Consider the following 26,819-nt stretch of genomic DNA (forward strand, 5'->3'; position numbering starts at 1 on the left):
CTGCTTAGACCCCCAGGACGTTGTTGAACTGCTTGGTGTACGTGTTGTCTTCCTGCGGCGTGAGCGTGCGGAAGGTCTTGAGGCGATTCGCCATCTCCTCGTCCGGGAAGATGTACGGGTTGTCGACCTGATCCGGATTGACCTTCTCCATCGCCTCGCGCGCGCCGTCAACCGGGGTCACGAACCAGACGTAGTCGGCGACCATGGCCGCGACCTCGGGCTCGTAGTAGTAGTTGATCATCTCTTCCGCGAGCTTCTTCTCGGCCGCCTCGGTGCCGTTCGGAATCGCGAATGAGTCGGCAGTAATCGTGCCGCCCGACTCGGGGACGTCGAGCGTCCAACGATCGCCCTGCTCAGAGTTCAGGATCGCGATGTCGCCAGTCCAGGCGATCGCCGCGAGCGTCTCGTCGTTCTCGAGATCCTGCGTGTAGGAGTTGCCCTTCACCTTCGAGATCTGGCCACTCTTGAGCGCGTCGTCAAGCCAGCCGAGCGCCGCGTCGAACTCGGTGTCGCCCCAGCCTTGCGTAATGTCGACGCCCTGCGCCTGCATGATGATGCCCATGGTGTCGCGCATCTCGGAGAGCACGCCCACCCTGCCCTTCAGCTCCGGGCGCAGCAGGTCGTCGAGGGTGCGGATGCCGTCCGGGACTTCCTTCGTGTTCCACACGACACCGGCGGCGGGTGCCTGCCAGGGCATCGTGAACTTGCGGCCCGGGTCGAGGTCGAGGCTGTCGACGAGGGTCGGCAGCAAGCGGGAGGTGTTCGGCATGTTGGCCTTGTCCAGCTCCTGGATCTGGCCGTCAGTGATGAGGCGACCGTTCACCCAGTCGGTGAAGGTGATGACGTCGTAGCCCGTGTGCTGTCCCAGCTTGAGCTGGTCCTTGATCTTGCCGTAGAAGGTGTTGTTGTCGTCGATGTCTTCGAGGTAGTCGACCTGAATGTTGGTCTGCTTCATGAACGCATCGAGCGAGGGGTACGTGCCGCTCTCCTCGTCGAAATCGAGGTAGAAGGGCCAGTTGCCCCACACGATGGTGCCGGCCGAGCCGTCACCCTGATCCGGTGAGCCAGCCCCGGGGGCGCAGGCACTCAGCGCGAGCGCGCCGGCGCCGGCAGCACCGATTCCGACGCCCTTCATGAGGCCACGGCGCGACATCTGCGCGCTGCGAGCGTAGGCAATCAGCCTTTGAACCATCGGATCTTCGGGAAGTCGTTGAACCACGAGAGCACTCCTTGACATCTTTGTCGGTGAATTGCCCAAGAGACCTGCGCTGCAAGCGCCATCGCCTGGGTATGTCTCGAATACTGACATAGATTCGGTACCAGACAAAATACGCAGGGCCGCTGACGCGAAATCTTCACGCAACGGTTACCAATCCGCGGGAGAGCATGCAAGAAGGGCGGTGACCGGCGAGAGAATCCGCCGGTACACCGCCCTTCTGATTGCGACTATTCGCCGAGGAAGTGCATCACGTGCTTGATGCGCGTGTAATCCTCAAAGCCGTACATCGAGAGGTCCTTGCCGTAGCCCGAGTACTTGAAGCCACCGTGGGGCATTTCCGACACGAACGGGATGTGGGTGTTCACCCAGACACAGCCGAAGTCGAGCATCTTCGCCTGGCGCATCGCGGTGCCGTGATCGGTGGTCCAGACGGACGCGGCCAGCGCGTAGCGGACGCCGTTCGCGAGCGCGAGCGCCTCGGCCTCGGTACTGAAGGTCTGCACCGTGAGCACCGGCCCGAAGATCTCCTCCTGCACCGCCTCGTCGTCCTGACGCATGTTGTCAACGATCGTGGGCTCAATGAAGTACCCAGCGCCGTCTTTCGCCTTGCCACCCGTCACGACGACGGCGTGCTCGGGCAGACGCTCGAGCATGCCGAGCACGCTGGCGTACTGGCGGTCGTTGTTCATCGGGCCGTAGAACGCTCCCTGATCCGGTGCGCCGGTCGTGACGTTGGCCTCGACGTGTGCCTTGATCGCTGCGATGAACTCGTCGTGCACGCTCTCGTGCACGATCACGCGGGTCGCGGCGGTGCAGTCCTGGCCGCCGTTGAAGAAGGCAGCGGAGGCGATGCCCTCTGCGGCCTGCTCGATGTTGGCGTCAGCGAACACCACTGCGGGGGCCTTGCCGCCCAGCTCGAGGTGGGTGCGCTTCATCGTCTCGATCGCGGACTTCGCGACCTCCATGCCGGCACGGACAGATCCGGTGATGGCGACGAGCTCGGGCGTCGGGTGGTCCGTCATGGCGGCGCCGGTGACGCGGCTCCCGAGAACGACGTTCAGCACGCCGGCCGGGAGGAACTGCCCGGCGACCTCAGCCAGCAGCAGCGTCGACAGCGGAGTCGTCGACGCGGGCTTCAGCACGATCGTGTTGCCAGCGGCAAGCGCGGGCCCAATTTTCCACACGGCCATGTTCAGCGGGTAGTTCCACGGGGTGATCTGGCCCACGACGCCAATCGGCTCGCGACGCACATAGGAGGTGTGGCCGGCGAGGTACTCGCCCGCGCCCTTGCCCTCAAGGTTGCGAGCGGCACCGGCAAAGAAGCGGATCTGGTCCACCGACTGCATGATCTCGTCGGCGATGATCGTCGCGCGCGGCTTGCCGCAGTCAAGCGACTCGGCATCGGCGAAATCAGCAGCGCGGCGCTCCATCTCGGCGGCGATACGCCAGAGGGCGTTGGAGCGATCCTGCGGGGTGGTTGCCCCCCACTCACCCGCGAACGCGGCGGAAGCGGCCGCGTAGGCGCGGTCAACGTCGGCGTCGGTCGAGACCGGCGAACTCGCGATGACCTCCTCCGTGGCGGGATTGAGCACTTCGAAGTACTCGTTGGTTTCGGCAGGAACGAAATCCCCATTGATGTAGTTCTGTAGTACACGCATACCCGAAGCCTAGGCGATTCTCGGCGGCCCGTCACCAATCAGAGTGTGCAAATGATCTGCGAATTCGAACAGTCGCTTCGGATTCCTTTGCGTTTTTGCGTTTTTGCTGCGAGAATCTGGATCGTGAGCGTTACACGGAGTTCCCCCTCGCTCGACGATACGTCGAAGGCCATCATCGAGCAGTTGCAAGTCGATGGCCGCCGTTCGTATGCCGAGATTGGGAAGGCCGTTGGACTGAGCGAGGCTGCTGTCAGGCAGCGCGTGCAAAAACTCACCGATGCCGGGGTCATGCAGATTGTTGCCGTGACCGACCCGATGCGCCTTGGTTTTCACCGTGGCGCCATGATCGGCATTCGCGTATCCGGTGACACCAGGGTCGTCGCCGATCATCTCGCCCGCCTCCCCGAGGTGTCGTATCTGGTGCTCAGCGCCGGATCGTTCGACATCATGGTCGAGGTCGTGTGCGAGGACGACGCGAGTCTCATCGAATTCCTGAACACACACATTCGGGTGCTTGACGGGGTCGCCTCCACCGAGACGTTCGTATACCTCGAACTCAAGAAGCAAAAGTACGACTGGGGAACCCGATAAACATGTCATACGATCCCACGGGCACGCACGATACCGCTGCCCTTCAGGCCAAGGCCAAGAGCCACCTCTGGCCGCACTTCACCTCGAGCAAGGTACTCAATGACGGCATCCCCGTCATCACCCGCGCCGAGGGCCACCACATCTACGATGCTGCGGGTCGCAAGTACTTCGACGGCCTCTCCGGTCTCTTTGTGGTCAACGCCGGCCACGGCCGCGACCGCATCGTCGATGCTGCAGCCAAGCAGATGAAGCAGCTTGACTTCATGCCGCTCTGGTCCTACGCACACCCCGCAGCGGTTGAGCTCGCCGAGCGTCTCGCGAGCTACGCTCCCGGCGAGATGAACAAGGTCTTCTTCACCACCGGCGGTGGCGAGGCAGTCGAGTCCGCGTTCAAGCTGGCCAAGCACTACTGGAAGCTCCGCAACAAGCCGATGAAGCACAAGGTCATCTCGCGCGCGGTTGCTTACCACGGCACCCCGCAGGGCGCCCTTGCCATCACCGGCATCCCCGGCATGAAGGAAATGTACGAGCCGCTGACCCCCGGTGGTCACCGTGTCCCGAACACGAACTTCTACCGCGCAGAAGAGAACGGCGCCCCGAGCGACGACGTCGAGACGTTCGGACAGTGGGCCGCGAACCGCATCGAAGAGGCCATCCTCTTCGAGGGTCCCGACACCATTGCCGCCGTCTTCCTCGAGCCGGTCCAGAACTCCGGTGGCTGCTTCCCGCCGCCCCCCGGATACTTCAAGCGCGTCCGCGAGATTTGCGACCAGTACGACGTGCTGCTCGTCTCGGACGAGGTCATCTGCGCCTACGGCCGCATCGGTGATTTCTTCGCGTCGAAGGCGCTCGGCTACGAGCCCGACATCATTACGTCGGCGAAGGGCATCACCTCGGGCTACGTCCCGCTCGGTGCCATGCTCGTCGCGGACAAGGTGTCGGAGGCGTTCGCGTCCGAGGACAACACCTTCTACCACGGCTTCACGTTCGGTGGCCACCCGGCCGCTGCCGCTGCTGCCCTGGCCAACCTCGACATCTTCGAGGAAGAAGACCTCAACGGCAACGTGCGCACGAACAGCCCGCTGTTCCGCGCGGAGCTCGAGAAGCTGCTCGACATCGACATCGTCGGTGACGTGCGCGGCGAGGGCTACTTCTTCGGCATCGAGCTCGTCAAGGACAAGGCCACGAAGGAGACGTTCAACGCGGAGGAATCCGATCGTCTGCTCCGCGACTACCTGTCACCCGCGCTGTGGGAAGCCGGCCTCTACTGCCGCGCCGACGACCGTGGCGACCCCGTCATCCAGCTCGCTCCGCCGCTGACCATTGGTCCGGCCGAGTTCGCTGAGATGGGAACCATCCTGCGCAGCGTCCTGAAGGACGCGTCCTCGAAGATCTAGTCTTTCGAGCCTGGGGCCCGCTCTGCTGTTGCAGGGCGGGCCTTTTGCGTACCCGGGGCGCGCTGCGCCCGCAGGATCCTGCCCGGTGGCCCGATCTGGGGACAGCCGCCACGCACCCGGTGGCCCGGTGCCCCGCCCCGGTGGCCCGACCACCCCGCGCCAAACATGTCGGAAACGCGAATCATTCTGCACCGAAGTCGGGCATGTTCTCCGACGCAATTGTCATTTCCGTCGCAATTAGCCGCGACTCAGCTCGCATCTGCGAGCCCCTGCGCGATCGCACGCAGAATGAGGTCTTGAACCTCGGGCCAGTGGTGAACGACTTGGTCGTAACCCACTCGGATCACGTGATAGCCATTGAGCAGCAGTTGCGCATCGTGAGCGATATCAGAGGCTCTCTGCGGCCCGACATGAGTGCCGCCGTCGATTTGCAGGATCAGCCGGTCCCCGATCAAGAAGTCGACGTAATGCCCAAGGACCCACGACTGAGGCTTGATGCGGATTCGAAACCGCCTCATTCGCCGCAGCACCAGGGACTCGAGCCCTGAATCAAGGTGCGGGAACACGTCCTTGACCAGCGCCTTCGCTCGTCCCGTGAAGGGTAGTCGGCGCAGTTCGGCGAGTTCAATCTGCCCCGCACGAAGCGCTGATTCCCAGATCGCGTGCGCGTCCTCCGTCGGCTGGCAGAGTGCGACCGTTGCGAGCACATTCACCAAGTTGTCCTCGAGTTGGCGCCTATCCCGCTGCATGATGGGGGCGTTCCAATGCAGACAGAGACTGTCGTCCCGCGGTGTTCGCGCACCTGCCGAAAGGCCGATGTGCGTCTGAGGCCCCACGTGAGTCACCCAGAGACCCAGCCGCTTCGCCTGAGTCACGCAGGTGAGCACCCCACCGCTTTGCGCCGCGATCAACAACTCGGCGTCTGCGCCAGGCGCAGCGAGCCAGCCCTGCCTGACCCGATGCAACTCGCCCGATAGACACATGCGATTCAGGGCCCGATAGCTGAACCCTGCTTCGATGAGTGCCCGCGACGGGACAACTCCGCTCCACTTTCGAATCTCATTTGCGATGTGCATACGCCCATGCTCGGTTGTCTCATCGGCATTGAGCACGTTTCCACAGACTTCACCTGAGTCTGCGCCTCGTCACCCCCTGTGAACGGGGTTCGTCGCGTGGTCTGCCACGCATGTCGGGAATGAGAATCATGCTGCACACAATGGGCAGGATCCCTCCGTCATGATTGCCATTTCCGAAATGTTTGACGGGCGAGGCGGGCCCGAGGCGAGAGCGGAACCCGGGCCGCCCCGGACGCACAAACGCCCGCCACCTTTCGGTGACGGGCGTTGTGGAGCAAGTCGCGAAAACGACCCTACTCGAAGAGTTAGCGGCGCAGGCCGAGACGCCCAATGAGCGTACGGTAGCGGTTGATGTCTACCTTCTGGAGGTAGCCGATGAGACGACGGCGCTGGCCGACGAGGAGGAGCAGGCCACGACGCGAGTGGTGGTCGTGCTTGTGCTCCTTGAGGTGCTCCGTGAGATCCAGGATGCGACGCGTCTGCAGCGCAATCTGAACCTCGGGGGAACCCGTATCACCGGGGTGGGTCGCGTACTCTTCGATGATCGCCTTCTTGACATCTGCTTCGAGTGCCATAGTTGGGGACCCCCTTCTCTTCGTTGCGCGGCGCCGAAGGCGGAATGCCCAGGCTCTCTTTATCCGCGGCCGTTAGACGGCAACCTGTACAGCTTACCGCACTCGCGCGGAACACGCGACACACGCGAGTAGGCTCGGGAGCATGACTGCACACGATCCCGCCCTCTCCCAGCACCTGGCCGAACTTGCCGGCACGCTAGCTCGCGAGGTTGGGGTGGAAATCATGCGCCGACGCCGGATCGGCGTCGACGTGGCAGCGACGAAGTCGAGCATCAACGACGTCGTGACCGAGGCTGACGGGGCCGCCGAGCGCATGCTCGCCGAGGCACTCCTGGTGGCGCGCCCCCAGGACGGGCTCATCGGAGAAGAGGGCGGCACCCGAGCGAGCGAAAGCGGCATCACCTGGGTGGTGGATCCGATCGACGGCACCGTGAACTACCTGTACGGGCTGCCCCTCTACGCGGTGAGCGTCGCGGCCACCGTGCCCGACGTCGACGCGTTCGCCGACGGCCGCCGCGCGATCGCCGGGGCGATCTACCTCCCCGAGCTCGACGAACTCTACGAGGCCTGGCAGGGCGGTGGCGCGCGGTGCAACGGCGAGCCGATCGCCGTGTCTGAGGAGGTCCCGCTCGAGACCGCGCTCGTCGGAACCGGTTTCGGCTATACGCGAGAGCGTCGCGCCGAGCAGGCGGCGGTCGTCGCCCGGTTGCTGCCAGACGTTCGCGACATCCGTCGCACCGGCTCCGCCGCGTACGACCTCTGCCTCCTCGCCTCGGGGCGCCTCAACGCGCTGTACGAGCGCGGCCTGCAGCCGTGGGACTACGCGGCGGGCGCTCTGATCGTCACCGAGGCAGGCGGAGCCGTCCTGGGTCGCGGCGACGGCACCGCTCCCGGCGACCCACTCTTGGTGGCCGGCCCGCCCCTGCTCGCGCACGCGCTCCGCGCGCGGGTGGATCACTTCGCGTAGTCCGGTGGCCGCTCCCCCGCAGCCGCCGTCTCAGCGCAGCACGCAGGCCTCACCTCGATAACGGTCGGTGTGCCCTGATGCGCCCCGGCCGTCCGTATGTCAGGATGATTGACATCGGCCACCCAGGCCGTCATGCAAGTCCTGAAGCACAAAGGAGTGCCGAGACATGACCCGACCTCTCCCCACGGATCCCCTGATCAGCCAACTCGTACGCCGCGCTCGCGGCATGCGCCTGAGTCGCCGGCAGCTCTTCACCGGCACCGCGCTTGGCGCGGCCGCTCTGGGCACCACAGCCTTGGCCGGATGTGCGCCTGCCGCCGGGCCCGGCGACGGCTCCGGCGGTGAGATCAACTGGGCCAACTGGACCTACTATCTCGACTTCGACGAGGAGACAGGCAGCTGGACCACTCTCGACAATTTCATGAAGCAGACCAACATCACGGTCAACTACTACGAGGACATCGAGGACAACAACACCTTCATCGGCAAGATCAAAGACCAACTCAAGCTGCACCAGGACACCGGTTACGACACCTTCTGCCTGAGCGACACCTCGGTCGTGCGCTTGCTCGAGCGGAAGGAACTGCAAGAGTTTGACCGCGCGGCGATGCCGAACACCAACGCGAACATGATCGACATTGTGCAGCGCGCGAACTTCGACCCCGACCGGATCTCCTCCGTCCCCTACCAGGCCGGAATGACGGGTCTCGTCTACAACACGCAGCTCTACCCGGCGGGCGTCCGCAACGTCTCCGACCTCTGGGCCCCGGCACTCAAGGGCAAGGTCGGCGTACTCAGCGAGATGGACGACACGCTCGGCCTCATCATGCTCGAGCAGGGCGTCGACGTCGAGGGCGACTGGGGCGACGATGAATTCGAGGCCGCGCTCGACGTCGTGAAAGCACAGCTGCAGTCACAGCAGATCGCGACGGTCAAGGGGAACTCGTACACGCAGGACCTTGAGCAGGGAGTGATTCACGCCGGAATGGCATGGTCGGGCGACGTCGCGATCCTGAACGAAGACGCCGGCGAGGAGATCTGGAAGTTCGTGGTGCCCGATGCAGGCGCGACCCTCTTCGTCGACTCGTTCTGCATGCCGGTCGCCACCGAGAAGCGTGACCTGGTGCAGGAGCTCATCGAGTACTACTACGAGCCCGAGGTGGCCGCGGAGGTGGCCGCGTACGTGCAGTACGTGACGCCCGTGAAGGGCGCACAGGACGCAATGGCCCAGCTGGCGCCGGAACTGGCCGAGAACCCGCTCATCTTCCCCGACGAGGAGATGAGCGCCCGCATCTTCGACGTGCGCTCGCTCTCCTCGGACGAGGACAATCGCTACACGCAGGCCTACCAGAAGGTGCTCGGCAACTAGCCCCGCGAGCGACAGCGACGCCCCGGTCCCGCGCAATCACGGGCCGGGGCGTCGTCAGTTTTCCGGCAGGATCCTGCCGTCGAGCTACCCGCCGATCATCGCCTCAATGGGCCCGCGCGCGAAGTACACCGCAAAGCCGGCGGCGACGATCCAGAGTAGCCAGTGGACCTTGCGCGCCTGGCCCGAGAGGACGTGGATCACGGCCCACGCGATGAACCCGACGCCGATTCCGTTTGCAATCGAGTAGGTGAGCGGCATCACCGCGATGGTCAGGAACGCGGGCAGCGCCACACGGAAGTTGGCGAAGTCGATCTCGACGATCTGCGTCATCATCATGGCGCCGACCACCACGAGGGCCGCTGAGCCCACCTCGATCGGCACGATGAGCGTGAGCGGCGTGAAGAACATCGAGACGAGAAAGAGCACGCCGACCGTGACCGACGCGAGGCCCGTGCGGGCGCCCTCGCCGATGCCCGAGGCGCTGTCGACGTAGACGGTGTTCGACGATGTGGACGTCGCGCCGCCGATGACCGCGCCGAGGCCCTCGACCACGAAGGCCGAGCGGATGCGCGGGAACGAGCCGTCGCGGTTGGCGAGGCCCGCGTTCTTCGAGAGGCCGGTCATCGTGCCCATGGCGTCGAAGAAGTTGGTGAAGACGAGGGTGAAGATGAGCATCGTCGCGGCCAGTCCGCCGATGCGGCTGAACGCCCCGAAGAGATCGAACTGGCCGACCAGCGCGAAGTCGGGAAGGGTCACGAGCTGTTGCGGAAGCTCGGGGATGGTCATGTGCCAGCCGCCCGGCTGCACGGCAGCGGGACCGAGCTTTAGGAACGCCTGCAACACGATCGCGAGGAGCGTCGACGCGACCATCCCGATCAGGATCCCGCCCGGAACGCGAAGCGCGACGAGCACGCCGATCGTGATGAGCGCGATGACGAACACGAGCGTGGGCACCGACGCAATCGAGCCGCCATCGCCCAGCTGGACCGGCGGGCCGCCCGGGGTGCGGCTCACGAAGCCCGAGTCGAAAAGCCCGATGAAGGCGATGAAGAAGCCAATGCCGACCGCGATCGCTGACTTCAGCGGCTGCGGCACGGCGTGGAAGATCGCCGTGCGCGCGCCGGTGGCGCCGAGGAGGACGATGATCACACCGTTGATGACGACCAGGCCCATCGCCTCGGGCCAGCTCACCTGGCCGACGACGGCGACCGCGAGGAACGAGTTGATGCCGAGCCCAGCCGCGAGCGCAAACGGCATGCGCGCGGCAATGCCGAACAGGATCGTGATGACGCCGGCAGCGAGCCCGGTCGCTGCACCGACTTGGGCGGGGTCGAGGAAGTCGCCCGTGAGATCGGCGGCGGCCTCGCCGCCCAGAATGAGCGGGTTGAGGATCACGATGTACGCCATGGTGACGAAGGTCACGATGCCGCCGCGGAGCTCGCGCCCGACCGTGGACCCTCGCTGCGTGATCTCGAAGAACCGATCGATCGCGCCGACCTTCACGTCCTTCAGCTGCCGTTCGTCCACTGACACCCGGGCTCCTTGATTGCTCGGCGCCCCTGTCCAGGCGCAATACACCTGAAGTTACCAGGATCCTGCCGAGCGAACGCAACAGTGCCCGCCGTGCGAGCACGACGGGCACTGTGGTCGGTCAGCTCACGTTCGCGAGCTGACCGGAAAAGCGCACTGCCTAGCTCACGCCGAGCAGGTCGATCACGAAGATCAGGGTCTTGCCCGAAAGCGGGTGCCCTCCAGCGGTTCCGTACGCCTGAGCGGGCGGAACGATGAGCTTGCGGCGTCCGCCGACCTTCATGCCGGGGATGCCGGTCTGCCACCCCTGGATGAGCGAGCGCAGCGGGAAGTTGATGGATTCGCCACGGCTCCAGGAGGAGTCAAACTCTTCGCCGGACTCGAACTCGACGCCCAGGTAGTGAACGTCGACGGTCGAGCTCGCGAGAGCCTCGTCGCCAGCACCGATGGTGATGTCGACAATCTGCAGCTCGGCGGGGGCAGAGCCTTCGGGGAACTCGATCTCGGGCTTAGTCAGTGGTGCATCAGTCATGCCCCCATTCTTGCCGGAATCGGCGGCGCTCGGGCCTGCGTTCGCTCTCAGGGGAAGTTCATCCCGACTACGTGAAGAGCGTCCGACGCACCTCGGTGAGATGCGTCAAGAGTTCGAACTCTCTGCGGGCAGAGCGCTCGCTCGGAAATCCGGCGCGCACTCGCTCGCGCACCACCGCCAACTCCGTGCTCGCCCGCACAAACTCCCCGGCAGCGCTCGAGTAGGCGGGCCCGCGCGCCGCGGCCCAGCGCCTGAGCGTCCGGCGTCCGGCGGCGGTCGCGATGAGGCCTACCTCGTCCGAGCGCAGCCAGCCCGCGGCGCAGTAGTCCTCGAGCGCCAGTCGCAGGCGGGCGCGCTCGCGCGCACGCAGCTGGGTCACAAACACGGTGCCGATGATGAACATGGGCACCTGCACCAGGACGTACAGCAGCAAGAAGTCCACCCCGGCGGCGAGGTTCCAGAGCGCGTGGAGCGCCACCGCTCCGGCCAAACCTCCGATCGCCCAGCGGTGCACGGGGCGGCCCGTGCCGACCGCCCACCCCACCGCGATCCCGAGCACTGCGGTAAACATCGCGTGCGCGAAGGGCGACAGCATGCCACGCATGACGAAGGTGGCGCTGAGCGAGGCGGCTCCGCCCGTCGAGAGCGCGTCGCCGAAGTAGAGGATGTTCTCGGTGAAGGCGAAGCCCGCGCCGATCGTCATGCCATAGACGAGGCCGTCCACGACGCCGGTAAATGTCGTCCGCCAGATGAGGAACACGAGCAGCAGGCCGAGGCCCTTCGCCGCCTCTTCCGTCACTGGAGCGACGGCCACCGACAACCAATAATCGCTCAGGCGGACGCCCATGAGCTCGGCGGGGAGGCCGAGCAGCAGCGCCAAGATCACCGCCGCGCTCGCTCCCCAGAGCAGCGCGCTGACCGTTGCCGAGCGCGGTTCCGGCTCCCACCGGTCGACCCACCGCACGCCGAGCAACACGATGCTGAGCGGGATCAGCGCCGCGGCACCACAGATGAGCAGCCCGAGCGTGCCGAAGGACGCCGCAAGCACCGCGATGATGACGAGCACCATGACGGCGAGGCCCACGAGCGCGATCGCGAACGCGACCAGCTCCCCCGTGCTCCGGTCACCCCGAAGCTTCGGCAGCGTCAGCCGATTCGCGATGGCGGTCTCTGACATCAGATCACCCCCTTGCCGGGGTTCAATATCTGCGTCGGGTCAAAGAGCTCACGGATCCCGAGCTGGAGGTCCAGCTCGTCCGCGCCGAACTCCGCCGAGAGCCACCGCGCTTTGAGGAGTCCGACTCCGTGCTCACCCGTCAGCGTGCCGCCGAGCGCGAGCGCCGCGCGGAAAAGGGCGTCCGCGGCATCCCACACCAGCTGGGGCACGCCGCCGTCACTCTCCCGCTCCGCGGCCGGCACGAGGAAGTGAGGGTGCAGGTTGCCGTCCGCGGCGTGCGCGCCCGCGGGAATCGTCAGCCCCGTCTCTGCCTCGATGCGTGCGATCTCGCGATACATGTCCGGAAGCTTGCTGCGCGGGACGCAGACGTCCTCGATCAGCGCGTCCCCGAGCGAGCTCAGCGCCGGGTTCAGCGCCCGCCGAAAGTCGAGCGCGCGCTCCCCCGCCGCCTCTCCCACCAGCACCTCGGCACGTCCGCCTACGGCCTCTGCCATCGCCGCCGCTCGCTCGGCCCAGTCGGCCGAGTCGGCAGTGTCCCACTGACCAATCACGACGGCGGCCCCCGGCCTGATGTCTTGCAGGATCCCGTCGCGCTCGTTCGCGGGCACGTACTGGTCCACCGCAGTCACGGTCGAGGGATCCAGGAGCTCGAGGGTCGACGGGCGCTCCGGCGCGGCGGTCCGCTCGCTCGCGGCGATACTGCTGTCATCCGACAGGATCGTGCTGCTTCCCGACAGGATCCTGCTGCAGAGCGTGAGCGCCGCGGGAAGTCCCGGGAGCACGGCCACGACGGTGGTGGGCGGGGTACTCGAGAGCGGCACCAGGCGCACCGTCGCCTCCGTGATGACCGCGAGCGTGCCCTCGGAGCCGACCAGCAGGGCGGTGAGGTCGTACCCCGTCACGCCTTTGAGGCTGCGCCGTCCGGTGTGGATGACGCGGCCATCGGCAAGCACTGCGGTCAGCGCGAGTACTGCCTCCCGGGTCACGCCGTACTTCGCGCAGCGCAGGCCGCCCGCGTTCGTCGCAATGTTGCCACCGATCGTCGAGATCGCTCGGCTGGCGGGATCCGGTGCGTACAACAGGCCGTACGGGAGGGCGGCATGGCTGATGTCCGCGTTGAGGACGCCAGCCTCGACCCGGGCAACCTGGTCGACCGGGTCAATCTCCAGAATGCGGTTCATGCGTGAGAGCGAGAGGACGATCTCCCCGCCGCCCGCGGCCGCTCCTCCGGACAGGCCGGTTCCGGCTCCCCTCGGCACCACCGGGACGCCGCGTGCGTGGGCGATGCGCAGAATCTCGGATACCTCGTCGGTGTGGAGCGCCTCTGCGATGCCCAGCGGGCGAGATTCACGCACGATTCCGCTGCGGTCGGAGCGCATGGCGAGGACTTCGGCATCGCCGGTCACCCAACGAGTTCCCAACAGGCGAGCGAGATCGGCGGCGACAGTCACGGCTCCATCCTGCCACGACGACTCTTTCGCTCGGGGAGGGCGCTGCACGGCGGCTCCGAATCGGATAGCCTGGGAAATGTGAAATTTGCGCATCTTTCCGAAACGGCCGACTCGACTCCAGAGCTGTCGCTCGTCCTGGGTGACCGCGCAGTCCCGCTGCGCGAGCTCGACGACGCGCTGCAGTTTGCCACGCTCCAGCAGCTCATTGAGGCTGGGCCCGAGACGCTCGATCACGTGCGCCAGGCCGCGTCGCACCTTTCGGCAGACGCCGGGCGACCGCTGAAGAACGCGATCTATTCTGCCGCGGTCATTCGTCCGCCGATCACGCTCGCCGTCGGACTGAACTACGACGAGCACGCGAGCGAGCTCGCACTCGACAACGATTCAGGCCCGGTCCTGTTCTCCCTCTTCCCAAACTCGCTCAACGGCCACGGTCGCGAGGTACCGATCCCTACGCACATCTCGACCGAGGTGGACTACGAGGGCGAGCTCGGAGTCATCATCGGCAAGGCTGTGCGCGACGTCTCCCCTGAGGAGGCCCTCGACGCGGTCTTCGGGTACACCGTCATCAACGACATCACCGCGCGCGACCTGCAGTTCCGCGAGCCGCAGTGGAGCCGCTGCAAGTCCTTCGACGGCTTCACCCCGGTCGGCCCGTTCGTGGTGACCGCGGACGAGATTCCCGATCCGCAGGACCTGCACATCACGACTGATGTGGACGGTCTGCGCGTGCAGGACTCGTCAACGAAGTTCATGGTGAACACGGTCGCGCAGCTGATCTCGGCGATCTCGCAGGGGCTCACGCTGCTGCCCGGAACGCTCATCTCGACCGGTTCACCCGGCGGCGCTGGCCGCTCGCGCAAGCCGCAGCTCTTCTTGGTTCCCGGCACCGAGGTGACGGTCTCGATCTCGAAGCTCGGTTCTCTCACCTCGTACTGCGTTCCCGGCTAGCGGGCAGTCGCGCTGCCCCGTTCGGGGCAACGACCAAGGGCCGGTGAATCTCGCGATTCACCGGCCCTTGGTCGTTGCAGCGGAGCTGGTTACTTCTCGAGCTCAGCCTCTGCCTCAATGATCGGGATTGCGCCCGTCTCGGGCATCAGGCCCGCGAGGCGCGCCGGCTGCAGCAGCTCGTCGAGCTCTGCCTGGCCCAGCAGGCCGCGCGACACGACCAGCTCGGACACCTTCGCGTTCGTCGCGAGGGCCTCCTTCGCGAGCTTCGCCGACTCCGCGTACCCGATGACCGGGGCGAGCGCCGTGATCACGGTGACCGAGCGGGCCACCATGTCGCTCAGGCGCTCTTCGTTCGCCGTGATGCCGTCAACGCAGTTTACGCGCAGCGTCTCACAGGCACGCTCAAGCCAGGTGATCGACTGGAACAGCGAGTGCGCAATGATCGGCTCGAAGGCGTTCAGCTGCAGCTGCCCGGCCTCGACGGCCATGGTCACCGTGACGTCGGCGCCTGCGACCGAGTAGGCCACCTGCGACACCGCCTCGGGGATGACGGGGTTGACCTTGCCCGGCATGATCGATGAGCCTGCCTGGCGGGCAGGCAGGTTGATCTCGCCGAAGCCCGCCTGCGGGCCCGACGACAGCAGGCGCAGGTCATTGCTGATCTTCGAAAGCTTGATGGCGGAGCGCTTCAGCGCACCCGAGAACGTGATGAACACGCCGGTGTCGCTCGTCGACTCAACCAGGTCACCCGCGGTGACGAGCTCGAGGCCCGTGATCTCGCGGAGGTGCTTGACCACCGACTCCTTGTAGCCGCGCGGGGCGTTGATGCCCGTGCCAATGGCGGTCGCGCCCATGTTGACCTCGCGCAGCAGCGTGACGGCCTCGCCCAGGCGCTCGATGTCCTCCCGCAGCGTGACGGCGAAGGCGTTGAACTCCTGGCCCAGCGTCATCGGAACGGCGTCCTGCAGCTGCGTGCGGCCGACCTTGATGATGTGCGAGAACTCGCGGCCCTTCTTGGCGAAGGATTCGGCGAGGAGCTCGAGCTGCTCGAGGAGGCTCGTGAGCGAGAACGCAAGCGCGATCTTGATCGCGGTCGGGTACGTGTCGTTGGTCGACTGGCTGTGGTTCGTGTGGTCGTTCGGGTTGATGAACGCGTAGTCGCCCTTGCGGTGACCTGCGAGCTCAAGCGCACGGTTCGTGATGACCTCGTTGACATTCATGTTCGTCGAGGTGCCCGCACCGCCCTGCACGACGCCAACCAGGAACTGGTCGAGCAGCATGCCGGTCTTGATCTCCTCGCATGCGCGGTCGATCAGCGTCGCCCGCTGCTCGTCGAGCGAGCCAATCTCAAGGTTTGCCCGAGCCGCTGCCTGCTTGACGCACGCGAACGCGCGCACAAAGTCGGGGTAGACCGAGATCGGCCGGCGCGCGATCGGGAAGTTCTCGAGGCAACGCGCCGTGTGCACCCCCCAGTACGCAGCTGCGGGAATCTCCACGCTACCGAGCGAATCGGTCTCCGTGCGCGTCTGGGTGGACATGTAGTCAGTCACGTGTCAGTGCTCCTGGTGTCGAACCGTATGGCGCCGTTGGCGCGCCCGTGACCAAGCCTACCCCTCTTCCTTCGGCGAGTCTGGTCGAGTGATGGGGCCGGTCATCGGTTCGACCGATGGCACGTCCTGCGGGGCCGAGTCGGACGGGCCGGTCAGCAGCGGCCCGCGGCGCAGCACCTCGATCGACGCGGTCAGCGTTTCGGTTTGCTGCGCAGGATCATCGCCGAGTCCGGGCCGACCCAGATGGGTCACGGCGATCCTGCCCCGCGGGCCGAAATGAAAGCGCAGCTCGCGCTCACGGAACAGCCAGACCACGCCGATTGCGCACGCAAGCAAGCCCGCGATCGCGGCGACGCCGAGGGTCCAGCGGGCCCCGAAGGCGTCCGCGACGGCGCCGACGATGGGCGCTCCCAAGGGCGTGCCTCCCATCAACACCGCGAGGTAGAGGGCGAGGACCCGCCCGCGCAGATGGGGCGGGGTCGTGGTCTGCACGAACCCGTTCGCGGTGGTGAGCAGGGTCACCGTCATGAAGCCCATGAGCACCAGCGACACCGCAAACGACCAAAAGCTCGGCATCAACGCCGAGACCACGCAGGAGAGGCCGAATCCACCGGCGGAGAGGATGACGACTCGGAGCCGCGCGTCCTGCCGTCGCGCCGCGAGCAATGCCCCGGTGAGCGAGCCGATCGCGAGGATGGAAGTGAGCAAGCCATACTCGCCCGCCCCGCGTCCGAACTCGACCGCCATGGTCGACGAGACGATCGGGAAATTCATGCCGAACGCGCCCATCAAGAACACGATCGCGAAGACGACCACGAGGTCGTGCCTGCGTCGCACGTAGCGGAATCCTGCCGCCAACTGCGCCCGTTGCCCGGCGCGCGGTCCCGCGTCGCGTTTCTCTCGCGGCCGATCGATCCTGATGGCAAGAAGAGCAAGGAGCACCGCCGCAAAGGACCCGGCGTTGATAACGAACACCCAGCCCGATCCGACCACCGCGATCAGCAACCCGGCCACCGCCGGTCCGATCAACCGCGCGGTGTTAAACGAAGCCGAGTTCAGCGCGACCGCGTTCGCGAGTCCCGCGTGCGGCACGAGGTCAGAAACGAACGCCTGCCGCGCCGGGGTGTCGATGGCGTTCACGATCCCGAGCATGAGCGCAAACCCAAACAGGTGCCACAGCTGCGCGGCGCCCGAGATCAGGAGGGCACCGAGGCCGAGCGCGAGCAAGCCGAGCGCGGTCTGCGTGGCAATCAGAACTTTTCGCCGGTCGAAGCGATCGGCGATCAGTCCACTGACGGGAACGAGCAACAGCTGCGGGCCGAACTGCAGCGCCATCGTTCCGCCCACCGCAAGCGCGTCGCCCGAGGTGAGCTCAGTCAGCACCACCCAGTTCTGGGCAGTCGCCTGCATCCAGGCCCCCACATTTGAAATCAGCGCGCCGAGAAACCAGAGTCGGTAGTTGCGGATCGAGAGCGATCGAAACATCGGCATCATTGCTGAGGGGCACCTCCGTGGGCCCAGTCGCGGGCTAGAACTTCCCGCCCATGTCGAGCAGGCGGCGGATCCGCTCAGGGATTGGAGGGTGGGTCGAGAAGAGGGCCTGCAGGCCGCCGGGCTTCAACGGGTTCGCGATCCAGAGGTGCGCCATGCTCGAGTTCTGCTTCTGCAGCGGGCGCCCGTACTCGGACAGCTTGTGCAGCGCGCTCGCGAGGGCCTCGGGGTGCCGCGTCGTCATCGCGCCCGTCGCGTCGGCGAGGTACTCGCGCTGACGCGACACCGCGAGCTGCACAATCGTCGCGATCACGGGGGCCAGCAGCATCGCCGCGAGGCCAAATACCAAGACGATCGGGTTGCCGTTCGAGTTGTTCCCGCGCGAGAAGAACGCCATCCGGAACATCATGTCCGCGATCATGCCAACGGCGACGGTGAGGCCGTAGACGATCATCGACACGCGGATGTCGTAGTTGCGCACGTGGCCAAGCTCGTGCGCCATGACGCCTTCAAGCTCGGGATCGGTCATGATGTCGAGCAGACCGGTCGTCGCCGCGACGACGGCGTGCTCTGGGTCACGTCCCGTGGCAAACGCGTTCGGTGCCGGGTCGTTCACGATGTAGACCTTCGGCATGGGCGATCCCGTCGTGATCGACAGGTTCTCCACGATCCGGTAGAGGCGCGGATGATCCGTCGGACCGATCTCCTGCGCCCCAGTCATCGAAATCGCCTGGCGGCCGGCCATGAAGTACTGGAAGACCGCGTACGCGGTCGCAAATCCCAGCGTGATCAGCACAATCGTGGTGTCTTGATAGATCCACGCTGCGAGCGCGCCGAGGCCGCCGATGAGCAGCAGGAATCCCAGGATGATGAGAACGGAATTGACCTTATTCCGACGTATCGCGCGGTACAACGCTCCCCCGACCTAGAACTGGATGCGCGGCGGTTCCGAGATCGAAGCGATGTCTTCGACCTCGAAGAACTCCCGCTGCGCGAAACCGAACATCTTCGCGACCATGTTGTTCGGGAACACCTGAATCTTGGTGTTCAGCTCGCGAACGCCGCCGTTGTAGAAGCGACGAGCTGCCTGCACCTTGTTCTCCGTATCGACGAGCTCGCCCTGCAGCTGCAAGAAGTTCTGGCTGGCCTGCAGCTGCGGATAGGCCTCGGCGACCGCGAAGATACTCTTCAGTGCCTGCTGCATGTGGCCCTCGGCGACTGACGCCTCGGCCGGCCCCTGCGCGGAGATCGTCTCGGCGCGAGCTCGGGTGACGGAGTCGAACACCTCACGCTCGTGCGTGGCATAGCCCTTCACCGTCTCGACGAGCGTCGGGATCAGATCGGCACGACGCTTGAGCTGGACCGTAATGTCACTCCACGCCTCGTCGACCCGCACGCGCAGCGTGACGAGGGAGTTGTAGGTCGCCCAGAAGTAGATGCCAATGATGACAACGAGCGCAATGACGATGATCAGAGGAATTGAGATGCCAGCCATGCGGTTACTCTATCGGTTGCACCCCGTAAAGTGCTGTCGCTCCGCCGTGATTTCGCCCTACGCGCCGAGCACCCGTTCCAGGTAAGCGTTGCGGAAGACGCGATCCGGATCGAGTCGATCTCGCACCGCGACGAAGTCGTCGAACCGCGGGTAGCGCTCGCGCAGGGTCTGCTCGCCCAGCGTGTGCATCTTGCCCCAGTGCGGGCGGCCATCGTGATCCTGGAAGATCGCCTCGACCTCGCGGAAGTAGCGAGTGGGGTCTTCCCGCCAGTAGCGGTGCACCGCAATGTACCCGCTCTCGCGGCCGTGAGCTGTCGACAAGTAGCGGTCGTCCGCGGCCGCCGCGCGCACCTCCACGGGGAACGAGATCCGGAATTGCTGGCGCTCGATCATCGCGCCGATCTCACGCATCACCTGCGGAACGGCGTCGAGCGGCAGGGCGTATTCCATCTCGCGAAAGCGGACGGCTCGCCGGGTGACAAACACCCGGTTCGAGAGATCGCTGTAGGTGCGGCGGCTGGAGAGGCCCTCGATCATCTGATTGACGCGCGGGGTCATTGCCGGCACGAGCCGCTCTGCGGCGACGAGTGCGCCCAAAGCCTGATTGTTCACGAGCTCCTCGTCGAGGAACTTTGCGACCCGTCCGAGGGGTTCGGCCTCCGCCGAGATCGGCAAGCGCGTGTTGGTCTTCGTTCGGGTCCCGCGCGTGTGCGGGAACCAGTAGAACTCGAAGTGGTCCGCGGCCCGCACTCGCTCACCCCAGGTACTCAGCACCTCGTCGAGCGGCGCCGGCGCTTCCTCGGCGCGGAGTAGAAACTGGGACACGCACTGCAGCGTGACGGTCGCCAGCACCCCGAGTGCGCCCAGCCCGAGGGCAACCGCCGGCAGCAGCTCGGGCGAGTGGTCCTCGTCGATCGTGATCACCTCACCTGTGCCCGTCACGAGTGTCGCGCCGACGATGCCCGTGGAGAGTCCACCGAAAGCGAGACCTGTCCCGTGCGTGCCCGTCTGCGTTGCTCCGGTGATCGTCTGCCGGTCGATGTCTCCCATGTTTTCCAGGGCAAGCCCGAGCGGACCCAGTAGTGCAGGCAGCTCGTAGAGGTGTGTGCCGCCCCAGAGGGTCACGCGGCCGCGCGCACGATCAGCCGAGACGAGCCCGCGCATGCGACTGAAATCGAGCCGGATCCCGTCCGTCGCCCCGATTCCGGTGAAGCTGTGCGAGCCCCCGATGGGTTTCACCGGATGGCCGGTCTCGCGGGCACGCTCGACCGCGAGCACCACCTGCTCGATCGAGCGCGGCGCGATCACGAGTTCGGGACGGGACGACTCGCTCCTGGCCCAGTTCCGCCAGCGGGCTTTCCCTCCGGTCACAGGAAGCATTTCCCTTCTCCTCGGTAGCTCGGCACCGGATCCTGGGAGCGTCCGTCACTCACCGGTACCACCTCGTTCGTGTGCTCGGCGATCTCGCCGGCCTTCGTGTGCCGCATCCAGACGCGGTCGCCGGGTCGCAGCGCGTCGGCTGCGGCGCCCAGCACCGGGGTCTGGACCTCACCGGCGCCCTCGCGCGGGGCAAAGGTGAGCCCCGCTGGCCAGACGGGAAGCGGCGACCGATCGGCGCCAGGCACCCCGGAGGCGGTCCAGCCGCCGCCGAGCAGCGTCGCGACCCGCGCCGCCGGTCGCCGCACGACGTCCAGGGCGAATGCGGCGGCGGGCGCCGGGTGGAAGCTGCGGTAGTGATCAAAGAGGTGCGGGCCGAACAGGCCGCTGCCCGCGGCAACCTCGGTGACCGCCGCCTCGCTCACCGTGCGCTCGATCGAACCGGTACCGCCGCCGTTGACGAACTCGAGTTCGGCAACCTGACGAACCGCCGCAACGGCCTCGCGGCGGCGGTCGGCGAGCTCGGCCGCGCTTCGGCGCTGGATCCACCCCATGAGGGCGGCGTCGATGGGCTTGCCCTCAGGATTGTCCCCGACACCGGCGATCTGAGCCTCATAGGCCATGATGCCGACCAACGTGAACCCGGGCCTCGAAACGACACGCTCGGCCAGTCGGCGCAGGTCGCCCGGCTCGTGCAGGGGCGAGCGGAGCACCCCGATGTGGCCGAGCGCCGGCGCCCGCCACGACGAGTCCAGGTCGAGGCACACACGGATGGCTGACCGATCGCCGGGAGCAATCGCTTTGTCCACAAGATCGAGTTGGTCGACCGAGTCGACCATGATGGTGACGCGCGCCGCTGCGCGCTCGTCTCGGCCGAGTGCGGCTAGCGCAGCCAGGTCTGCGGAGGGGTACGCGACCACGACGTCGTCGATGGTCTCCGAGAGCCACAGCGCCTCGGCAACCGTGTAGGCCAATACGCCCTGGTAGCCGGGCAGCGCGAGGACGGCGTCGAGCACGGCACGGACGCGCACCGACTTCGATGCCACCCGGATCGGGAGGCCCCCGGCCCGCCGCGTCAGGTCGCGGGCGTTCCACGACAGCGCTTCGAGCGACAGCGCTACCACCGGGGCTGAACGATCACGGGTGGCCTCGGTCAGCGATTCCCAATAGGCGGCAGGTTCCAACCACGGCTGCGCGTCGGCGCGCAGCACCAGCTCCGGATCATCAAGCGTGAGTGACATGGTCGTGATCCTAGCGGGGGCGACGGCCATTCCGGCGAACTTTGGCGCCCCACCAACGACGGATATTTCCCCAGATCGCGAACACGATGACGAGCACCACAACGACGATGAGCAGCAGCTTGGCAATCAGCACTGGGCATCCTCCCCGGGATCAGGCGCGCGGCGGCGCGGCTTGGTACCCCCAGTGGGACTCGAACCCACACCTGAAGCGATTTTAAGTCGCCTGCCTCTGCCAATTGGGCTATGGGGGCGCGGATCAATACTGCCAGAGATTGCGCGCGACTTCGGCCCGGGGCGCCCGCCCCACGCGAAGAAGCCGACCAGAGGTGATCTGGCCGGCTTCTTCGTGTATCAGGGTGTGGACCTCAAGCTGGGCAGAACTCAAGGTCCACAGTCAATGAGCCGGGGATACCCCGGCAAGGGTTATGCGCCGAGGCGGCTGCGCAGCGAGGCGAGCTCCGCGCTCAGGCGGGGAGGCACGCGATCGCCGAACTTGGCGAAGAACTCCTCGGTCAGGTCGCACTCGGCGAGCCAGGACGCGGCGTCGATCGAGAACAGCTCGTCGAGGTCGGCTTCGGGAAGCTCGAGACCATCGAGGTTCAGCTCTCCCGGCGCGGGCACGTGACCGATTGCGGTCGCGCGCGCTGCGTGCTCGCCCTCGACGCGACGAATCACCCAGTCGAGCACACGCGAGTTGTCACCGAAACCAGGCCACAGGAAGCGCCCATCGTCGCCCTTGCGGAACCAGTTGACCTGGAAGATCTGCGGGGCCTTGTCGCCGAGCTGATCGCCAATCTCGAGCCAGTGGCCCCAGTAGTCCGCCATGTTGTAGCCGCAGAACGGCAGCATCGCGAACGGATCGCGGCGCAGCTCGCCGACGGTGCCCTCCTGGGCCGCGGTCTTCTCCGAGGAAATGGTCGCTCCCATGAACACGCCGTGCTCCCAGGAGAGGGACTGCGCAACGAGCGGGACGTTGGTCGCGCGGCGCCCGCCGAACAGGATCGCGTCGAGCGCGACCCCGTCGTGCTGGTACCAGTCATCGGCCAGGGTCGGCGTCTGCTGGATCGGCACCGTAAAGCGCGAGTTGGGGTGCGCGGCGGGGCGACCGGACTCGGGAGTCCAGTCCTCACCGAGCCAGTCGACGAGGTGCGCCGGCGTCTCCTCGGTCATGCCCTCCCACCACACGTCACCGTCGTCGGTCAGTGCGACGTTCGTAAAGATGGTGTGGCCCCACAGGGTCTCCATCGCGACGGGGTTGGTGGTCTCGCCGGTACCCGGCGCGACTCCGAAGAATCCGGCCTCGGGGTTGATCGCGTAGAGCCGTCCGTCGCTGCCGGGGCGCAGCCACGCAATGTCGTCACCAATCGTCTCGACCTTCCAGCCGGGAATCGTTGGCTGGAGCATTGCGAGATTCGTCTTGCCACACGCCGAGGGGAACGCGGCCGAGAGGTGGTAGGCCTTGCCCGTCTCCTCGTTGCTGAGCTTGAGCAACAGCATGTGCTCGGCGAGCCAGCCCTCGTTGCGTCCCATCACGCTGGCGATGCGCAGGGCGAAGCACTTCTTCGAGAGCAGCGCGTTTCCGCCGTATCCCGATCCGAACGACCACACCTCGAGCGTCTCGGGGAAGTGAGTGATGTACTTCGTGTCGCTGCAGGGCCACGCCACATCGTCCTGGCCAGGCTCGAGGGGAGCGCCGACCGAGTGGACCGTGCGCACCCATTCCTTGCCCGCGACGATGCCGTCAAGCGCCTCCTGGCCCATCCGGGTCATGATGCGCATGTTCAGCACTGCGTAGGGCGAATCGGTGAGCTGCACGCCGAGCTGCGAGATGGGACCGCCGACGGGGCCCATCGAGAACGGCACAACGTACATCGTGCGGCCACGCATCGAACCGCGGAAGTGGGGCTCGAGCTCGGCCTGCATGTCCGCAGGGGCGCGCCAGTTGTTCGTGGGGCCCGCATCCGATTCGTTCTCGGTGCAGATGAAGGTGCGGTCTTCGACACGTGCCACATCGGCAGGGTGCGAACGAGCCAGGAAACTGCCCGGGCGAAGGTCCCGGTTGAGCGGGATCAAGGAGCCGGCCGCGACCATGCCCTCGCTGATCAGGTTCCACTCGTCCTGCGAGCCGTTGCACCAATACACAGAGTCAGGTTGCGTGAGCTCGGCAACACTGGTTACCCAGGCCAAGATCTCGGTATTCTCTGTCGTAGCTTCGGCCGTGACGCGCTGCTCAATGGGGAGCTGCGTCTCAGGTGCGATAGTCATGTTCAGGAAACTCCTACTGGGGTCAAGAAACCGCGTTATGTCTATTGTGACCGCCCGTACCCGAGAAATAGCACCAAACGAGTTGTAAACTTTGGCGAAAATTCACGTATAGTCAAGACATGGCACCAGAGGTTCATGAAGCTCAGTCTCGAGCAGCCACCGATCGGCTGATCCTCGGCAAAAGGATTCGACACTTTCGCACTCAAGCAGGCCTGACGCTCGAGCAGCTCGGCAATCGCGTGGGCGTCGTGGCGAGTCAGCTCTCCCTCGTCGAGAACGGCCGCCGCGAGCCCAAGCTGTCCCTCCTCCAGGGCATCTCGCGCGAACTCGACGTTGACCTCAGCGCGCTCCTCAGCAGCGAGGCTCCCGATCATCGCAGCGCGCTCGAGATCGAACTCGAGCGCGCCCAGGCCAGCCAAAATTACCTCCAGCTCGGTCTCCCCCTGATTCGCTCCCCCAAGTCACTCGGCGACGATTCGCTTGAGGCCATCGTCGGGCTGCACCGAGAACTTGGCCGCCGCTCGCGCGCGGCGGCGGCGACGCCCGAAGAGGCCCGCCGGGCAAACACCGCGATCCGGCACCAGATGCGCGAAAAGAACAACTATTTGCCAGATATCGAACGTGCTGCTGAGGAACTCATGGCACGTGTCGGCCACACCGGCGGCGCCGTCACGCACCGAATGGTCGCGGTGCTCGCGGAACTCCTCGGCTTCACCCTGATCTTCGTGGACGACCTCCCCTCGAACACGCGCAGCATCACCGACCTTGAGAACGGGCGCATCTATTTGCCCCCGGCTTCGATCCCTGGTGGGCACGGCCTGCGCTCGCTCGCGCTCCAGGCGATGGGCCACCGGGTGCTGCAGCACGACCGGCCAGTCAGCTACGCCGAGTTCCTCGCTCAGCGCCTGCAGATCAACTACTTCGCGTCGGCTTGCCTCATGCCCGAGCTCCCCGCAGCCGAGTTCTTGCTGCAGGCGAAGGAGAACCGCAATCTCGCGATCGAGGACTTCCGCGACGCCTTCGGCGTGACGCACGAGGCCGCTGCGCACCGGTTCACGAACCTCGCTACCCGGCACCTCGACCTGCGTGTGCACTTCATGCGCGCCGACGCCGACGGGGCCCTCACTCGCGGGTACGAGAACGACGGCATGCCACTGCCCGAAGACCCGACCGGATCGATCGAGGGGCAGATCCTGTGCCGTAAGTGGCCCGCACGCACCGCGTTTGAACGCACGAACCGCACAAGCGAGTTCTACCAGTACACCGACACCCCCGATGGCACTTTCTGGGAGAGCGTGCAGACGGGTGACGCGGGGCCCAACGGCACATACTCCATCAGCTTTGGCGTGCCATTCGACGACGCGAAGTGGTTCCGCGGCCGCGATACCGGTATTCGCACCGTCTCGACCTGCCCGGACGAATCATGTTGCCGCACCCCGCAGGCGGAGCTTCTGAACCGCTGGCAGGATCATGCCTGGCCGAGCGCGCGCATGCACGCCCACGTGCTCGCTCCCCTGCCGACCGGCTCGTTCCCCGGTGTCGATGACACCGTGATGTACGAGTTCCTCACCCGTCACGCGCCCGAGTAGAAGGCGCGTCCTGCGGATCGTCCGCACCGAGGCACAGCGGGGACCGGCGGGTCAGCCCGTCAACATCGGCACCGCGGTCACGCCGTGGTGATCGGCGAGCTCCCGTGAGAGGTGTTCGGCGAGGTGTTCGTCTCCAAAGCGATACGACACCCAGAGGTCAACATCGGCGATCGCGAGCGCTCGAAGTTGCTCCGCCACCGCCCTGGCCTCCACCGCGCGCGTGGCAGAGACGATCAGCACGGGGCGGTAGAGATCTCGGTCGGCGAGCCGCAGCATGTGCTGCCAGTCGGCGTGCCGGAATCCCTCCGCGTCGGCGCGAATGGGCAGCAGGTGCGGGAGCATGCGCGCGGACGGCGCCTCGGGCGACGCACCCGTCGGCATGAGGCTCGCGAGCGTCGTGGAACTCGCGGCCTCCACGAAGGTATCGCGCTCTGCGGCAATGGTGACGACGTCGATGGGAGTGACGCTGCGCCTGACCGGTCGGCCGCTCGGCAGCTCCCCGCGCAGGTGTCCGGCACACACCTCGACGGGAAACGCCGCGAGCGGCTCAACGCTCTCCTGGCCGCGGAGGCGATCCAGGTTCTCCCTGCGATACTGCGAGGGCGTGCAGGCAAACCAAGACCTGAATGCCCGAGTGAAGTACTTCACGTCGGAGAAGCCGCACGCGGCAGCGATACTCACCATCGTGTCTTCGGTCTCGAGCAACAACACCTCCGCCCTCCACAGCCGGACGTTCGTGAGGAGATCGCTAAAGCTCATCCCTGTCGATTCGCGGGCGATGCGGGACAACGCACTCTTGCTGTAGTGCAGCTGCTCGCTCACGAGGTCGAGCACGTTGCGCTCAGCCGCGTGCTCGCGCAGCAACGCAGTGACCGCGCGTATGAGCGATCGGCGGCTCTGATTGAGCGTGCGGCGCCGATCGTAGTAGTGCTCGACGCCGTACGAATCGAGCATCTCCCCGAGCAAGCGCTCAACGAGTGGGATGCGCGCCGCGGGCTCGGCGCAGAAGATCGCCAGGAGTTGCTCGCGCTGGGACGTCTCGGTGCCCAGGTACCGCGGCAGGTCGAACGACTCGCAGGCGAAGATCGCGCCGTGTAGTTGCGGGAATCCCGGCAGAAAGGCAGCAAGCTCGAGTTGCAGGACGGCGATCAGCGTGTCCTCGCCACCCTCGAAGACGTGCATGTCGCCCGCGTTGAGCAGGGCGTAGTCGCCCTCCTCCAGCACAAACCGTTCACTGCTCACCCGCACGCTGAGCTCGCCGCGCAGCACGTAGACGAGCTCGATTGCCTCGGGAGCCGGTGCACCGAAGTCGTTCTCA

23 protein-coding genes and 1 tRNA gene are annotated in these 26,819 nt (G+C 66.0%); 6 read left to right on the top strand and 18 right to left on the bottom strand.

The genetic code is table 11. From position 1 onward, the window contains the following. Window positions 1-4 precede the first annotated feature (4 nt). Window positions 5-1,219, bottom strand: coding sequence for a PotD/PotF family extracellular solute-binding protein (locus JW030_RS08560; RefSeq protein ID WP_188044125.1), 1,215 nt, complete (start codon window positions 1,217-1,219; stop codon window positions 5-7). 227 nt (window positions 1,220-1,446) lie between these two features. Then, entirely contained in the window at window positions 1,447-2,877 is a 1,431-nt protein-coding gene (locus JW030_RS08565) for a gamma-aminobutyraldehyde dehydrogenase (RefSeq protein WP_188044126.1), read from the bottom strand. A gap of 123 nt (window positions 2,878-3,000) precedes the next feature. Here JW030_RS08565 and JW030_RS08570 point away from each other — a divergent pair, with 123 nt between their 5' ends. Further along, window positions 3,001-3,468, top strand: a complete 468-nt coding sequence (locus JW030_RS08570) for an Lrp/AsnC family transcriptional regulator (RefSeq protein ID WP_241095391.1) — start codon at window positions 3,001-3,003, stop codon at window positions 3,466-3,468. Window positions 3,469-3,470: 2 nt separating this feature from the next. Beyond that, window positions 3,471-4,865, top strand: coding sequence for an aspartate aminotransferase family protein (locus JW030_RS08575; protein ID WP_188044128.1), 1,395 nt, complete (start codon window positions 3,471-3,473; stop codon window positions 4,863-4,865). A gap of 248 nt (window positions 4,866-5,113) precedes the next feature. Here the strand turns inward: JW030_RS08575 and JW030_RS08580 are convergent, their stop codons facing one another. Then, the gene (locus JW030_RS08580; RefSeq protein ID WP_241095392.1) at window positions 5,114-5,941 is read right to left on the bottom strand and encodes a DUF559 domain-containing protein; all 828 of its coding nucleotides are present in this window, start codon (window positions 5,939-5,941) and stop codon (window positions 5,114-5,116) included. A 305-nt stretch (window positions 5,942-6,246) separates the two neighbouring features. After that, window positions 6,247-6,516, bottom strand: a complete 270-nt coding sequence (gene rpsO / locus JW030_RS08585; protein ID WP_188044129.1) for a 30S ribosomal protein S15 — start codon at window positions 6,514-6,516, stop codon at window positions 6,247-6,249. A 142-nt stretch (window positions 6,517-6,658) separates the two neighbouring features. Here rpsO and JW030_RS08590 point away from each other — a divergent pair, with 142 nt between their 5' ends. Together JW030_RS08590 and JW030_RS08595 are read left to right on the top strand one after the other, a co-directional pair. Continuing rightward, on the top strand, window positions 6,659-7,483 hold the full coding sequence (locus JW030_RS08590; protein WP_188044130.1) for an inositol monophosphatase family protein: 825 nt from the start codon (window positions 6,659-6,661) through the stop codon (window positions 7,481-7,483). Window positions 7,484-7,649: 166 nt separating this feature from the next. Further along, entirely contained in the window at window positions 7,650-8,852 is a 1,203-nt protein-coding gene (locus JW030_RS08595; RefSeq protein WP_188044131.1) for a PotD/PotF family extracellular solute-binding protein, read from the top strand. 84 nt (window positions 8,853-8,936) lie between these two features. Here the strand turns inward: JW030_RS08595 and JW030_RS08600 are convergent, their stop codons facing one another. The 4 genes from JW030_RS08600 to JW030_RS08615 form a co-directional block, all read right to left on the bottom strand. Beyond that, on the bottom strand, window positions 8,937-10,379 hold the full coding sequence (locus JW030_RS08600; protein WP_241095393.1) for an NCS2 family permease: 1,443 nt from the start codon (window positions 10,377-10,379) through the stop codon (window positions 8,937-8,939). 163 nt (window positions 10,380-10,542) lie between these two features. Then, window positions 10,543-10,914, bottom strand: coding sequence for an FKBP-type peptidyl-prolyl cis-trans isomerase (locus tag JW030_RS08605; RefSeq protein ID WP_188044133.1), 372 nt, complete (start codon window positions 10,912-10,914; stop codon window positions 10,543-10,545). A 67-nt stretch (window positions 10,915-10,981) separates the two neighbouring features. Further along, window positions 10,982-12,091 (bottom strand): PrsW family intramembrane metalloprotease, encoded by a 1,110-nt coding sequence (locus tag JW030_RS08610; protein ID WP_188044134.1) that lies wholly within the window; start codon window positions 12,089-12,091, stop codon window positions 10,982-10,984. After that, window positions 12,091-13,542 (bottom strand): FAD-binding oxidoreductase, encoded by a 1,452-nt coding sequence (locus tag JW030_RS08615; RefSeq protein ID WP_188044135.1) that lies wholly within the window; start codon window positions 13,540-13,542, stop codon window positions 12,091-12,093. The genes JW030_RS08610 and JW030_RS08615 overlap by 1 nt, the downstream gene beginning before the upstream one ends. Before the next feature lie 78 nt (window positions 13,543-13,620). Here JW030_RS08615 and JW030_RS08620 point away from each other — a divergent pair, with 78 nt between their 5' ends. Further along, entirely contained in the window at window positions 13,621-14,493 is an 873-nt protein-coding gene (locus JW030_RS08620) for a fumarylacetoacetate hydrolase family protein (protein WP_188044136.1), read from the top strand. Between the two features lie 89 nt (window positions 14,494-14,582). Here the strand turns inward: JW030_RS08620 and JW030_RS08625 are convergent, their stop codons facing one another. The 9 genes from JW030_RS08625 to JW030_RS08660 all read right to left on the bottom strand — a co-directional run bounded on the left by JW030_RS08625 (window position 14,583) and on the right by JW030_RS08660 (window position 23,912). After that, window positions 14,583-16,031 carry an aspartate ammonia-lyase gene (locus tag JW030_RS08625; RefSeq protein WP_188044405.1) on the bottom strand — a complete coding sequence of 483 codons (1,449 nt, stop codon included), beginning with the start codon at window positions 16,029-16,031 and terminating at the stop codon, window positions 14,583-14,585. Between the two features lie 69 nt (window positions 16,032-16,100). Next, on the bottom strand, window positions 16,101-17,528 hold the full coding sequence (locus JW030_RS08630; RefSeq protein WP_188044137.1) for an MFS transporter: 1,428 nt from the start codon (window positions 17,526-17,528) through the stop codon (window positions 16,101-16,103). A gap of 43 nt (window positions 17,529-17,571) precedes the next feature. Further along, window positions 17,572-18,447: a M48 family metallopeptidase gene (locus JW030_RS08635; protein ID WP_188044138.1), complete on the bottom strand. Its 876-nt coding sequence runs from the start codon at window positions 18,445-18,447 to the stop codon at window positions 17,572-17,574. A 12-nt stretch (window positions 18,448-18,459) separates the two neighbouring features. Beyond that, window positions 18,460-19,029, bottom strand: coding sequence for a LemA family protein (locus tag JW030_RS08640; RefSeq protein WP_188044139.1), 570 nt, complete (start codon window positions 19,027-19,029; stop codon window positions 18,460-18,462). Window positions 19,030-19,086: 57 nt separating this feature from the next. After that, window positions 19,087-20,400, bottom strand: coding sequence for a D-arabinono-1,4-lactone oxidase (locus JW030_RS08645; protein WP_370567008.1), 1,314 nt, complete (start codon window positions 20,398-20,400; stop codon window positions 19,087-19,089). Continuing rightward, window positions 20,397-21,647 (bottom strand): alanine racemase, encoded by a 1,251-nt coding sequence (locus JW030_RS08650; RefSeq protein ID WP_188044141.1) that lies wholly within the window; start codon window positions 21,645-21,647, stop codon window positions 20,397-20,399. Before JW030_RS08650 ends, JW030_RS08645 begins: the two co-directional genes overlap by 4 nt. Before the next feature lie 10 nt (window positions 21,648-21,657). Continuing rightward, window positions 21,658-21,780, bottom strand: a complete 123-nt coding sequence (locus tag JW030_RS13595; RefSeq protein WP_255499010.1) for a hypothetical protein — start codon at window positions 21,778-21,780, stop codon at window positions 21,658-21,660. 40 nt (window positions 21,781-21,820) lie between these two features. Next, window positions 21,821-21,898: transfer RNA gene (locus tag JW030_RS08655), tRNA-Leu, on the bottom strand. Between the two features lie 172 nt (window positions 21,899-22,070). After that, entirely contained in the window at window positions 22,071-23,912 is a 1,842-nt protein-coding gene (locus JW030_RS08660; RefSeq protein WP_188044142.1) for a phosphoenolpyruvate carboxykinase (GTP), read from the bottom strand. A gap of 119 nt (window positions 23,913-24,031) precedes the next feature. On the opposite strand from JW030_RS08660, the gene JW030_RS08665 reads away from it, so the two are divergent. Continuing rightward, window positions 24,032-25,501 carry a helix-turn-helix transcriptional regulator gene (locus JW030_RS08665; RefSeq protein WP_188044143.1) on the top strand — a complete coding sequence of 490 codons (1,470 nt, stop codon included), beginning with the start codon at window positions 24,032-24,034 and terminating at the stop codon, window positions 25,499-25,501. A 51-nt stretch (window positions 25,502-25,552) separates the two neighbouring features. On the opposite strand, the gene JW030_RS08670 is transcribed toward JW030_RS08665, so the two are convergent. Next, on the bottom strand, window positions 25,553-26,785 hold the full coding sequence (locus JW030_RS08670; RefSeq protein ID WP_256434446.1) for an AraC family transcriptional regulator: 1,233 nt from the start codon (window positions 26,783-26,785) through the stop codon (window positions 25,553-25,555). Window positions 26,786-26,819: the final 34 nt, after the last annotated feature.

Source organism: Leucobacter sp. CX169, assembly GCF_017161405.1.
GTDB lineage: Bacteria > Actinomycetota > Actinomycetes > Actinomycetales > Microbacteriaceae > Cx-87.